General features: G+C 53.8%; 9 protein-coding genes. 4 read left to right on the forward strand and 5 right to left on the reverse strand.

Annotation, left to right across the window (positions count from 1 at the left end):
- Positions 1–106: 106 nt before the first annotated feature.
- Both VFA09_20635 and moeB read right to left on the reverse strand, forming a co-directional pair.
- A complete protein-coding gene (locus tag VFA09_20635; GenBank protein HZU69693.1) occupies positions 107–385 on the reverse strand; it encodes a MoaD/ThiS family protein in 279 nt (92 codons plus the stop codon).
- Between the two features lie 80 nt (positions 386–465).
- On the reverse strand, positions 466–1,656 hold the full coding sequence (gene moeB / locus VFA09_20640) for a molybdopterin-synthase adenylyltransferase MoeB (protein ID HZU69694.1): 1,191 nt from the start codon (positions 1,654–1,656) through the stop codon (positions 466–468).
- 387 nt (positions 1,657–2,043) lie between these two features.
- Here moeB and VFA09_20645 point away from each other — a divergent pair, with 387 nt between their 5' ends.
- From VFA09_20645 to VFA09_20655, 3 genes are all read left to right on the forward strand, one after another.
- Positions 2,044–3,369 carry a hypothetical protein gene (locus VFA09_20645; GenBank protein HZU69695.1) on the forward strand — a complete coding sequence of 442 codons (1,326 nt, stop codon included), beginning with the start codon at positions 2,044–2,046 and terminating at the stop codon, positions 3,367–3,369.
- A gap of 340 nt (positions 3,370–3,709) precedes the next feature.
- A complete protein-coding gene (locus VFA09_20650) occupies positions 3,710–4,888 on the forward strand; it encodes an FAD-binding oxidoreductase (protein ID HZU69696.1) in 1,179 nt (392 codons plus the stop codon).
- Between the two features lie 202 nt (positions 4,889–5,090).
- A complete protein-coding gene (locus VFA09_20655) occupies positions 5,091–5,663 on the forward strand; it encodes a redoxin domain-containing protein (protein HZU69697.1) in 573 nt (190 codons plus the stop codon).
- A gap of 39 nt (positions 5,664–5,702) precedes the next feature.
- On the opposite strand, the gene VFA09_20660 is transcribed toward VFA09_20655, so the two are convergent.
- The 3 genes from VFA09_20660 to VFA09_20670 all read right to left on the reverse strand — a co-directional run bounded on the left by VFA09_20660 (position 5,703) and on the right by VFA09_20670 (position 10,931).
- On the reverse strand, positions 5,703–6,770 hold the full coding sequence (locus VFA09_20660; protein ID HZU69698.1) for a HEAT repeat domain-containing protein: 1,068 nt from the start codon (positions 6,768–6,770) through the stop codon (positions 5,703–5,705).
- 259 nt (positions 6,771–7,029) lie between these two features.
- A complete protein-coding gene (locus VFA09_20665; GenBank protein HZU69699.1) occupies positions 7,030–9,354 on the reverse strand; it encodes a xanthine dehydrogenase family protein molybdopterin-binding subunit in 2,325 nt (774 codons plus the stop codon).
- A 185-nt stretch (positions 9,355–9,539) separates the two neighbouring features.
- Positions 9,540–10,931, reverse strand: coding sequence for a right-handed parallel beta-helix repeat-containing protein (locus VFA09_20670; protein ID HZU69700.1), 1,392 nt, complete (start codon positions 10,929–10,931; stop codon positions 9,540–9,542).
- 441 nt (positions 10,932–11,372) lie between these two features.
- Here VFA09_20670 and VFA09_20675 point away from each other — a divergent pair, with 441 nt between their 5' ends.
- On the forward strand, positions 11,373–12,671 hold the full coding sequence (locus VFA09_20675; GenBank protein HZU69701.1) for an O-acetylhomoserine aminocarboxypropyltransferase/cysteine synthase family protein: 1,299 nt from the start codon (positions 11,373–11,375) through the stop codon (positions 12,669–12,671).
- Positions 12,672–12,686 lie beyond the last annotated feature (15 nt).

Consider the following 12,686-nt stretch of genomic DNA (forward strand, 5'->3'; position numbering starts at 1 on the left):
TTTTGTTCCCCCTCTTTTTGAAACTGGCACCCAATCGAACGCGGACGACCACAAGGGTTGCCCCTACGACATCCCACCACGGGCGGGCGACCACAAAGGTGCGCCTCTACGACATCCCACCTGCCATGGCGGGCAACAGGATAACTGTGTCATTCGGACCAACGGAAGTCTCTAATCCGCCCTGCAAAAAGCGTACATCCTGGTCATTGACATAGATATTAATATAGCGGCTCAGCTGGTCTTCCGGCTGAATCTGTTCTTTCAACGCGGGAAAGCGCCTGTATAGATCGTTCAAAACTTCGGTGAGAGTGTTTCCCTCAGCGCTTACCTGCTTCGACCCACCTACAGAGGCGCGCAGGACGGGCGCAAGACGAACGGTTGCCATGCTTATCTCCTTTTATCCATCTATCGAAAATGTAAGGGTGCAGGCATTGCACCCTTACTCATTTACTTACTATCTTTCGATTACCTTGCCGGAACCGCGCAGACATCGGCGTATGTCGGCAGGTCTTCTGGGTGCGCATGCTCGCCGCAGGCTGGACAATTGGGGTCGCGGAAGAGGCGCAGTTCGCTGAACTCGCCGGCCAGCGCGTCGTAGGTCATCAGGCGACCGACCAGGGGATCACCGATACCAAGCAGCAGTTTGATGGTCTCGGTTGCCTGCAGCAGGCCGATAATGCCGGGAAGCACTCCCAGGACGCCTGCCTCCGCGCAACTGGGGGCCAGCGCGGGAGGCGGCGGCTCGGGGTAGAGACAGCGATAGCAAGGTCCCTCATATGGTTTGAAAACGGTCAATTGACCTTCGAAGCGGAACACGCTGCCATGCACAACCGGCTTATTGGCAATGATCGCTGCATCATTGAGCAAATAGCGGGTCGGGAAATTGTCGGTGCCATCGATGACTACATCATAATCGGCGATGATGCGGGCTACATTGGTCTCGTCGAGGCGTTCAATGTAGGTGATGATCTTTACATCGGGGTTCAACGCTTCTATGGTTTCACGCGCGGACTCGGCCTTATACTGTCCTACACGTTTGGTGTTGTGGATTATTTGTCGCTGCAGGTTGCTCTCTTCTACCACGTCGTCGTCGATAATGCCAATTGTACCGACTCCGGCTGCAGCCAGGTAATAGGCCGCGGGGGAACCAAGACCACCGGCGCCGAGCAAGAGGACCTTCGAATCAAGCAGTTTGAACTGGCCCTGCTCGCCGACTTCGGGGATCAGCAGATGACGGCTATAGCGTTTGGCCTGGGCTTCGGTCATTGTGCGAGGCTGCACGAATGGAAAACCGCTGGCCTTCCACTGCCCAAAGCCGCCCGACATGGAGATGGCGTTGTCGTAGCCCATCTGCTTCAGCGTGGCACCGGCCATGAGCGAGCGCACGCCGCCCGCACAATAGAGCACGACCGTCTTTGACTTATCGGGAACAGCTTCTTCGATCTGTAGTTCGAGATAGCCGCGCGGTACATGAATGGCGCCGGGGATATGCCCCTCGTTCCATTCAATCTTCTCACGCACGTCTACGAGAACAATTTCCTGGTCGTCCGGCGCAGCGTCTTGCTGCTGGCCCAGGTACTCACGCACCTGAGCTGGAGTCCACTCCGGCACTTGTTTGCGAGCTTGCCGCATAATTTCGCGGGATGCCTCACCCATATCAAGTCACCTCTCAATGCAGTGATGTTGACTAAATTAATCAACTTACTCTTATTTAGCTCTAAACAAAGATTACCAGCACATTTGTTGTTTGTCAAGGATTGCTGTGTTTTGGTTGGAGCTAATAAATTGTCAGCATATTCAAAGGAGATAACAGGGGGAGAGGGACAAATATTCCCATGTTGCCGCTAGCTCTAGCATGGCCGGGAATAAATCATTATTCTCACGATTAATAGTTTACTTTTGTTATCAAAACAATCCTAAGTATTTATACTTAATATGCCAGTATTAATACTTATTGTAACAATTATGTGTTACAGGCAAATAGATAAGCCGTTCCTTACAAGTAAGATATGAGAGCACAGACAGGAATCAGGGGGTAAGTACATGATTGCGCAAGAACAGGCAAAAGATAGTTATCAACGAGCGACTTCGATCAGTCATCATGACGGCCTGAAAACCTCTACCTGGCAGGAAGCGCTACTTCCTTATTTTGGGACGCGCATTGTACTCGTTTTTGTAGGGTTATTGGCCGATTTCTATATTTTGCCTTTGCTCAAAGTTGGATCATATATATCGCCCGTTGCGCAGAACACGCATTTTCCTGACGCGCTCTGGTTGATGTGGAATCACTTTGATGCAGGCTTCTACGTAGGTATCGCTCAGGATGGCTACTGGCCCGCCAGTACATTGCACCAGATGTCGGACTGGATATTTCTACCACTTTTTCCCATGCTCATGCGACCGCTAGGGCTTCTTTTCGGCGGAAATCTCGCGGCTTTTAATGTAGCAGGCATTGTGGTCTCGAATGCTGCCGGGTTGGTAGCAGTACTATACCTGTTCCTGCTTGTGCGCCACGAATTTGACTCACATACGGCCTCACGCACCGTGTTCTACCTGGCGCTCTTTCCCACCAGCTTCTATCTCTCAGCAATTTATCCAGAGTCACTTTTCCTGGCCTGTGCTGTGGCTTGCATCTACTACGCGCGCCTGCATCGCTGGTGGTTAGCGGGTATTTGCGGCGCATTAGCTTCACTTGCACGCATTCAGGGATTTCTGCTGATTGTGCCGGTTGCATGGGAATACTGGCAGGTATTGAGCGACTTTTACTCTCCTCTACCTGATATGGCCGGAATGACATTTTCGCAAAAAGCACATGCCTGGTTACACTCGCGCTGCCTGGGTCTGGCCCTGGCCTCAGAATCGCTGCGCAACTGGTTTAATGCGCTGGCTATTGTTCTTATTCCTTTTGGCATGATACCTTTTTTAATTTACTCGTATATCCAAACAGGGGATTTTCTGGCGACCATTCATAATCATCACGAATGGGGGAGGCAATTTGAACTTCCCTGGCAGGTGCTTGCCCATGCGCTGCGACATCCACAGGCTCCCAATCCAATGAACTGGAATTTCTGGCTGCTCAATATCATAGTAATCTTTGTTTTTCTTGGCTTTTGTCTCTGGTCATTGCGTAGATTACCGGTGATTTATAGCCTCTATACGCTTGTGATGGTCATCATGCCGCTTTCGACTGCGAGCATCAACAGCATCAGCCGCTACTATCTTGTAGTGTTTCCTGCGTTCATGCTGCTCGCCTTATGGAGCAATACTGGTAAGCATCCGGCGCGTCATTCCCTGGTGGTCGCGCTTTTCGCGCCACTGCTGGCGGTATTTATGATCTTTTTTGTGCTGGGCTTGCCACTCATTGCGTGAGGAAATTATAGTCACCTCAGAACTGAGCGGGGTCTGATTCCAATCCGAGACAGTATGGTCCATTAGCCACTTTTGTTGTCACCAATTTCTAGTGATTACTCAGAAGCCCCACTCCGGGATGAGGTGAACCCACGTTGTCTGAGGAGCGCGAGATGCTTCGCTGCACTCAGCATGACAGGCCCCGGAGACAGTCAGATGTCTCCGGGGCCTGTCATGCTGAGTGCAGCGAAGCATCTCTACTCGACTTCCAGGCAATCACCGGCAATTTATATTGCAAATTTTGGCATGGCCTGATAAGCTGACTTGAAAGGTGCAGAATTTTAGCAGGGAAGGACAGGCTATGACCGAGACAGCAGATATCATAATCATCGGTGGTGGTGTAATGGGAACCAGTATTGCCTATCACCTGGCAAAGTCAGGGGAACGACGGGTGACGCTGTTAGAAAGGCAGGCGATTTGTAACGGCACGACCGGGCGTTCCGGGGCCATCGTGAGGCAGCATTACTCCAATGATTTTACGATTCGTATGGCGAAGGAAAGCCTGGCAGTTTTCCAGCATTTTGATGAGGTGGTGGGAGGAGATGCGGGCTTCCTTACTACCGGTATGGTTGTGCTGGCGGATGAACAGGGCGTGCAGGCGCTACAGGCCAATGTGCAGATGCAGCAGGAGCAGGGTGTGAATACTATGCTGCTTGAGCCGGAGGAGATCAGCGAGATGGCAGCGGGTTATAGCAGCAAAGGAGTGGCCCTGGCATGTTACGAGCCTGAAACCGGCGTCGCAGACCCAATGGCTACGACATCGTGCTTTGCCTCCCGCGCGCGCGACTATGGCGCTGTTATACGCGAGGGAGAGCCTGTAACGGGTATCCTTACAGAGCATGGCCGCGTGCAGGGAGTGCGCACGACGCAGGGCGAAGTGTACGCGCCGGTAGTGGTGCTGGCGGCGAATGTCTGGAGCGTTGCCCTGGCAAAGACGATTGGCATTGATCTACCGATTATCGCAACGCGCCACCCGATGGTCGCGCTGCGCCGTCCCAATGATTTTGGCGGGCGACAGGTCCTGCACGCGGTGGGTCTCGACCTGACACGCGATATTTACCTGCGTCCCGATATTGGGGGTATAACGCTGGTTGGTTCAACTGAGAATGTTTTTACGTCGAGCGATCCCGACAATTATGCGCAGGGGCTGGCAGAAGAAGAGATCGCCTATTTTCGCGCCCAGGGAGCCGGAAGCATTCCTGCCCTTGCGCGCGCGGTCCCTCGCGGTGGATGGGCCGGTATTTACGACGATACGCCCGATTTCCATCCCATTCTGGACCGCCTTCCAGCATACGAAGGATTGTATTGCGCTGCCGGATTCAGCGGGCACGGTTTCAAATTATCTCCGGTCGTTGGACAATGGATGGCTCAATATATTCTGACCGGTGAGAAACCGAAGGATATGGTACACTTTGCCTTTGACCGATTTACGCGGGGAATGGAGATTAGCCCGCGTTATCCATCAGGGGTGCTGGGGTAAATTCATTTACGCGGCGCTCCTGATCACTTTGCCGCTTCGAGGAATGGGATAGTTTTTGTTTCAACCAGGAAGCAAGGAATGCATGTTGCCAGGTTTTTGTTGCTAATAGCGTAATCCGATTGGATTGCAGGCTAGAAACATTGGTTGCAAACAAGGGATGCCTTGCGTGGGTATCCGCTATTTTCTTAAAAGGAGAACTAACATGCGTTCAGATATCGTCCCCGGTGCTCGCTTCCCCGATTATGAGTTGACCGATCATGCCAGAAACCGGCGCAAGTTGAGCGAGCTACAGGGCAACGATCCCATGATTCTCATCCTCTCGCGGGGGCACTACTGTCCCAAGGACGCCCAACAGCATCTTGAGCTTGCCGCTTTTTATCCAAAAATCGCCGTTGCCTACACGCAAATCGTTACCATCGCGACCGACAACATTCTCGAGTTGAATGAGTTCCGTTCTGCCGTGGGCGCTCAGTGGACATTTCTCTCGGATTCTGGACGCAAAATTCAGCAGGACCTGGATATCCAGGAGTACACCGATCCGTTCCACAATCCTATGATCCCTCACACCTTCATACTGGAGCCAGGGCTGGTCATTTACAAGATTTATAATGGTTACTGGTTTTGGGGACGGCCCTCAACACAGGACCTGTGGCAGGATTTGCGCGAAGTCACACGCAAGATCCGGCCCGATTGGGATCTGTCGAAGCCCGGCCTGCGCGAGAATTGGGAGGGCGATAAGACGATGCACTATCCATACAAGCAGGCGAAGAGTTGAGGCAGGGATGCAAGCGCCCCGCCTCCGTGATATGTGAAATTACAGCAGACCATCTTCGCGCATTTGTGAGAGCGCTCTGAATGCTGCTCGCGACGTGCCTACTCTAAAAGCTACGTCGTGCATATGTTGCACGACGGGTTCCAGGTAAGGCCTCAGTTTAGGATGGCGGTAGCTCTGGTTGCGCAGGACATAGGAGGCCGTCTCTACCAACCAGGGAGTCATATCGGCCGTTTCGAGCATTTTCAGCACTGCCTCTACGCTTGGTATGCCAAAGCTGGCAAGGGCTTTGGCGGCCATCCAGGCCACAGCATGATCTGGATCGCGCATGGCATCTACCAGCACCGGCACGGCGCGTCGGTCGCCTATCTCCCCTAGTGTGCGTATGCATTGCCAGCGCACCCAGGGAGAACTGCTTTTGCTTCTTTCGATCAGTGCCGGGACCGCGACGCGGCCAAGTTTGACCAGGGAGGAGAAAATCTGGCTGCCGAGTTGCTCATCGGCGCCCTGCAATGCATCAAGCAAGGGCTGCACCGCCGAGGCATCGCCAATGCGTCCCAGCGCCTTCGCAGCCTGCAGGCGGACAGCGGGAACAGGGTCATGTAATGCCTCGATTACAATTGGAGTAGCTTCGGGCGAGCCAAAGATGCCCAGGATATGTATAGCGGCCTCGCGCATGGCCGGACGCTTATCACGCGCGCCGGCAAAAAGAACCTGCTCCGCTCGCGCCGGCTCCATGCCCGAACCAGGCAAAAAGAGCGTGCGCAGGCGTGTGCGAGCATGTGGAGTGCGTATTGCTCTCGGCACGACAAAAGGTTTCCCCGCCCATGTGCCCAGGGCGATAAATTCGAGCAGGTTCTGGGCCAGGCGATCATCCTCACAAGATGAGACGGCCAGTACTGCCCGCGGGTCATCTTCCATGATCCAGTGCATGAGTCGCCATGCAGCTCCGCGCCTTCCGGCAGCAGCGTCGCGCGCCAGTATCTGCGGCGGAGTGATACCTACTGGCGGCTCGACATCAGCCTGTACTGGATTCACCGGAGCGGTACCATAATTGGTTGCGGCATTTGTTCGAGAAGTTTGAGAGGAAGAATCTGAAGTTGACATCATTTACGCTCCTTTTGAGGGTCAGAGATTGCGTTTTTGTACAAGGAGAGACGTTGAACGCAATCAGTGGCCATTAGTGTTTTAAATATGCAACCAGGACACTACGGAGACCGCCACAAGAGCTACGCGTGATGTGGTGGAAAGTCTATTCATATTATAACACGCCCATTAGTACCAGACAGGTTTCGCCAGATCACGCTAAAAAGCCTTCCTCAAATGTTGAGGAAGGCTTCGTTTCAGGCTTTTTTTCAAACCACCATTTTCAATGCAGAGCAGAGTATAGACGCTCTGGTGTTATAGGCAACTGCGTCATGCGAATGCCGACGGCATCGTAGATCGCGTTGGCGATTGCCGCGCCCACGGGCACTACGGGAGGCTCTCCAACGCCTTTGGCGCCGAAAGGACCGAGGGTAGAAGGGATCTCGATCATGATGGTTTCGAAGTGTGGCATGTCCTGGATATGAGGCAGCGCGTAATCCATCAAGGTGGAGGTGAGCAACTGGCCGTTTTCATCGTAAACCATCCCCTCTAGAAGCGCCCAGCCGATGCCCTGCATGACACCGCCGAAGATTTGTCCCTCGACTTCTGCCGGGTTGATGGCAAGTCCGACATCCTGGGCCACCAGGTAATCCAATACACGCACATGCCCGGTTTCGGGGTCAACGGCGACGCGCGCCACATGGGCTCCGAACATGGGTGAACTATGTCGAATTGCTGAGCGACCGCGCCCATAGATAGGCTCATATTTGCCCGCGAACTGCATGGATGCCGAGGCAATATCCTTCAGGGCAACACTTTTGCCCGGCGAACCACGCACCACTACTTTGTCGCCCTCGATTTCGAGGTCGGTAGAAGCGGCCTCCAGCATATCGGCGGCGATTGTCAGTATCTGATTGCGGGCATCCTGCGCTGCCGCCAGGACTGCCGGACCTACGGAATAGGTCGTTTTGCTGCCCCCGGTTCCACCGGTGAAAGGCATAGTATCGGTATTACCATGTGCCACGTTTACTGTGTCGACCGGCATACCCAGTCCCTGTGCGGCAATGAGCGCCAGCGAGGTATCGGAGCCGGTGAGGTCTACCGTGCCTACAACGACCGTAACGGTGCCATCGGACTCCAGGCGGCAAGCAGCTGCGCTTGGTTGTGTGCCACCGGGCCAGCCGCCAACCGCTATACCCGTCCCGACCTTCCATCCCTGTAAGTCTGGGGGTGGATTTTTCTGTTCGGCACGCTTTGCCCATAAAGGATGCTCCTGCACCTTCTCTATGCTTTCGAGTAAGCCGATACGCGGCCAGTGTGGGCTACTCTTATCAAGCGTGGGATCGCCTTCTTTCAACCCATTTTTCAGGCGAAAAGCAACCGGGTCCACCTGCAATTGTTCACATAGCTCATCAACCGCCGATTCGAGGGCATAAGTGGCCTGCGGTGCGGTAGGGGCACGATAGGCGCCGACACCAACTTTATTGGTCAGCACTTCGTAGCAGCGAATATCCAGGTTGGGACAGCGGTAGGTGCTGCCAAGGATGTAGCCACCCAGTCCGGCTCCGGCTCCCGCGTAGGCGCCGGTATCGAAAATGACTTTTGCCTGCATAGCGACCAGGGTTCCATCGCGTTTCGCGCCGAGTTTGATGGTGATGATCGATTGAGGGGCAGGATTGCCGGCCAGCAGGTCCTCCGAGCGCGTATAGACGAGGCGCACCGGACGGTGAGCGGCAAAAGCAGCGGCGGCGGCGAGCGGCTCAACCAGGCCAAATTTGCCGCCAAATGCGCCGCCTATAGGCACGGACTCGACTCGTATCTGGCGTTCAGGAACATTGAGCGCTTCGGATACGTCCGAGCGTACGCTAAACATGCCCTGTGAACTGGCCCAAATCGTCATCTGCTGGCCGGTAGTACTGGGAACGACGGTGATCGACTGCGGCTCAATGTATGATTGGTGAACAAAGCTCGTCCTATAGGTGCGTTCCACCACTACCTCAGCCTCGTTCCATGCGGCCTCTATATTTCCCTCATGATAGTGAGCCTTATCGCTGACATTCTGTGAGAGTTCTTCGTCCGTATCGGCTACCTCGTCCTCGGTAACAGAGGCATGAGCGCCGCCACCTGCAATTTCAGACGTGGTATCGTTTTCTTGCAGGCGCGCGCGAGGAGCGCCTGGCTGCATAGCGGCGATGGGATCCATGACGACGGGCAGCTGCTCGTAATCGACATCGACAGCGGCAGCTCCATCCTCGGCTGCCGCCTCGGTCTCCGCCAGCACGATGGCAACCGGGTGGCCACACCAGAAGACCTCTTTTTGCGCCAGGGGGGATTGAGAGCGCGAACCGCTGTTGCGATGGGCCATGCCCAGTGTCTCGCTGGTATATACGGCCACTACACCCGGAATAGCCTCCGCAGCGGAGGTGTTGATATTGACGATCCGTGCATGGGCATATGGGCTGAGTACAAGCCGTGCGTGCAGCAGTCCGGCTACCGGCATATCACCGGCGTAACGCGTAAGGCCTCGAACTTTATCGGCTGCATCCTTGCGCCGCGTGCGCTTACCGACCGCGGAACTCTGGCCAGTTGTGTCAATTGTTTGTGCCATAAAATAATGCTCCAACATGTCTTACTAGTGAAAGTTCATGGTGCTGGGAACCACAGGCACCACTGAAAGTGTAGCACATATTCAGCCTGGATGTCAGGAACAGAAAAATAAGCCCGGGCAGAGGAACTTTTCCTTTGCCCGGACTCAAGACTAGAGCGGGATTTTATAGAGCAGGGTGATAAGCGCTACTTGAACGGTTTCGTCACATTGCGGATATGGCCCTTTTTGACATACTGGGTGCTCGCCCCAATATCGGTTTGAGATGTGCCATGGCATGTCTTGTTGCCGCTCAGGATCGGATTGGTTCCAGCGACATCGATCTGCGACAGGTAGGGCGGAGGGCTTACAGGCGTGTAGCCGATGCCGCAAATCTGATTCTTCTGCATCTTGTCGGCGTATCCTTCTTCTGAGATACCAGCCTGGTAACCTCCAGGATAGCCAAACAGATTATATCCCGATACGTTGTTTACGGCATCATCCGAGATACGATTGCCGGTGGCGAGATCGCTGGTCGGGGTAATCGGCAGCGAGCAGAAACCGAGCTGGTTGTTTGTTTCGTTGAGGTTAGAGAAAGCAATCCCGAGATCGTTACCCTGCAAGGTATTGTTCTGAACTTTCACGCCGGTGGTCAGCGGTGTGGATGTTCCTTCATAGCAGGAGCCGCCATACACGAGAACCCCGGTAGAGGACGCTCCACCCTGGCCGGTGTAAGAGTTTCCAGAGATCGTATTTTTGGATACGGTACCCGTTGCGCCGCGCGAGACCTGAATACCATTCTGGGCGATGTCAGGCGTCGGCCCAAAGCCGGTGATCGTGCTGCTTGTTATGGTAGCCTTTGATCCTGTACCATCGACGGTAATACCGTTTTTCTGATAGTTGGATATGGAGGTAGTGCTAATGGTAGCCGTACCGACGAAGTTCTCCTGGACATCACCGTTAAAGTCCGAGGTTGGCCAGTATTCACGACCGACCTGGACGCCGACACCGAACTGGCAACCATACAGGCCGGGGTTCATATCCTCGATATTATTGACCTGGTCACCGCTGAGGGTGGCCGCGCCATTATCGATTACCAACACACCGAATTCGTTGTTTGCGCAACTACCATTGCCCAGCGGGCCGCTGATGATCAGACCTTTGATATTGACATTGGCAGTTGAACCCCAGATGAACACGATGGCCTGTGGCACGAACAAGTTATCCTGGCTAAACTGCGGCGGCAGGCGCGAAGGATCGGTCTGAGGGAAAGGATTCGGTGCTTGAATACCCGCGCCGGGGTCTCCGGTCAGCGTAATAGCCTTCGTGATAATCACCTGTTCGATAAAGGGGGTCGTACCACAGAGGTAGACGGTAGCACCCGGGTTGGCAGCATCGACAGCTGTCTGAACGGAAGTGAATCCCGGCGATTGACAGCTAGAATTGTCTCCAATAAATGAACCGACGTAGAGCGTGGGCTGGGGTGATGCGTGCGCACCGTTGGGTACTCTGAAAGCCAGAATGCCCGCGAACAATAGCACTACTACAGCGACCGGCCCTACGAAGAACCAGACGTTCCGCATACGGAAATAACGTGACATGAAAATCCTCCTTGGTGGAAATAACAGGGACGCAATCATGGATTCGATTTGAAAAACAAGCACATTTCTATTCTTCAAAAAGAATAGAAATTTATGGCCTATTCTCACCCCTTGATGTAGCCGGAAGAACTATAACACAAGCAAGCTTTCATGTCAATAACTTTTTGATTAGAAATGGATATTATTACAAAGTTTTAATGTTCTTTGTTTTGAATTTAAATCGTAAAAGGCTGACAACTGATAGTGGTGAGAGAAACAAAGTATATTTTACATATTCAATAATATATGAGAAGAATTCATATGAATGAAAGGTTTTTCATCGCATGTAAGAATTTTTATGGTAGAAAGAGAAAAACTGTAATGGGAGGACAGCAACTATGCCCATGACTGGATTGTGATAGGATAAAGGAAGGAAAAACACTGAGCAGAGGAGCAAGTACTATGCCAGAAATCGATAGCGATCATGTCTTTGGTTTCGACACGCTGTCCATCCATGCCGGGCAACGTCCTGATCCCGCGACGGGAGCGCGCGCCGTCCCTATCTATCAGACCACGTCCTTTGTTTTTGATGATACCGATCATGCTGCGCATCTTTTTGCCTTGCAGCGTTTCGGCAATATCTATACGCGCATCATGAATCCAACCACGGCCGCGTTTGAAGAACGCATCGCGGCCCTCGAAGGGGGTACCGGTGCGGTCGCGACCGCGTCGGGTATGGCAGCGCAGATGGTGACGATGATGACGCTGCTGCGCCCGGGCGATGAGATTGTCTCCTCGAGCAGCCTTTACGGGGGAACGCACACGCAGTTCGACCTGACGCTGCGAACCTGGGGCATCAATACTATTTTTATTGATAGCACCGACCCTGAAAATTATCGCCGCGCGCTCACTCCACGCACACGCGCGCTTTATGGAGAAACAATTGGCAATCCACGCGGCGATGTGCTGGATATCGCGGCTGTTTCAGCCATCGCCCACGAAGCGGGTATCCCGCTGGTAATCGATAATACCTTTGCCACGCCTTATCTCTGCCGCCCTTTCGAGTATGGCGCGGACATTATCATGCATTCGGCGACAAAGTTCATCGGCGGGCATGGCACATCCATTGCCGGAGTGCTGATCGAATCGGGCAAATTTCCCTGGGATAATGGCAAATTCGCGCATATCGTGGATCCCTCGCCTGGCTATCACGGCGTGCGCTTTTATGAGACGTTCGGTGATTTTGCTTTCGCGATGAAGGCACGTGTGGAGACGGTACGCGATACGGGTCCCGCCATCAGCCCTTTCAACTCGTTCCTGCTCCTGCAAGGATTGGAGACGCTATCGTTGCGTATGGAGCGCCACTGCCAGAACGCCCTGCGTGTCGCGCAGTTCCTGGACGAGCATCCCGCGGTGAGCTGGGTGCATTATCCCGGACTGCCGAATGATCCTTCATATGAACTGGCCAGGCGCTATCTCCCGCGCGGGGCAGGCTCTATCTTCACGTTTGGCGTAAAGGGGGGCTACGAAGCCGGAAAGGCGGTTATCAACGGCGTGCGCATGCTCTCGCACCTGGCAAATGTGGGCGATGCACGCAGTTTGATTATTCACCCGGCCAGCACAACTCACCAGCAGCTTTCAGAAGAGGATCAACTGGCCGGGGGAGTGACACCCGATTTGATTCGTCTCTCGGTCGGTCTTGAGAATGTAGAGGATATTCTTTGGGACCTCGACCAGGCGCTGAGAAAAGCCGCCGGCTAAATAACAAGACTCAAC

It is taken from the genome of Ktedonobacteraceae bacterium (assembly GCA_035653615.1).
GTDB lineage: Bacteria > Chloroflexota > Ktedonobacteria > Ktedonobacterales > Ktedonobacteraceae > DASRBN01.

Bases quoted from the DNA above. Each gene is read 5' to 3' on its own strand.
- VFA09_20650 (HZU69696.1), top strand. From the start codon at position 3,710: ATGACCGAGACAGCAGATATCATAATCATCGGTGGTGGTGTAATGGGA.
- VFA09_20635 (HZU69693.1), bottom strand. From the start codon at position 385: ATGGCAACCGTTCGTCTTGCGCCCGTCCTGCGCGCCTCTGTAGGTGGG.
- VFA09_20660 (HZU69698.1), bottom strand. From the start codon at position 6,770: ATGATGTCAACTTCAGATTCTTCCTCTCAAACTTCTCGAACAAATGCC.
- VFA09_20665 (HZU69699.1), bottom strand. From the start codon at position 9,354: ATGGCACAAACAATTGACACAACTGGCCAGAGTTCCGCGGTCGGTAAG.
- VFA09_20670 (HZU69700.1), bottom strand. From the start codon at position 10,931: ATGTCACGTTATTTCCGTATGCGGAACGTCTGGTTCTTCGTAGGGCCG.
- VFA09_20655 (HZU69697.1), top strand. From the start codon at position 5,091: ATGCGTTCAGATATCGTCCCCGGTGCTCGCTTCCCCGATTATGAGTTG.
- VFA09_20645 (HZU69695.1), top strand. From the start codon at position 2,044: ATGATTGCGCAAGAACAGGCAAAAGATAGTTATCAACGAGCGACTTCG.
- moeB (HZU69694.1), bottom strand. From the start codon at position 1,656: ATGGGTGAGGCATCCCGCGAAATTATGCGGCAAGCTCGCAAACAAGTG.
- VFA09_20675 (HZU69701.1), top strand. From the start codon at position 11,373: ATGCCAGAAATCGATAGCGATCATGTCTTTGGTTTCGACACGCTGTCC.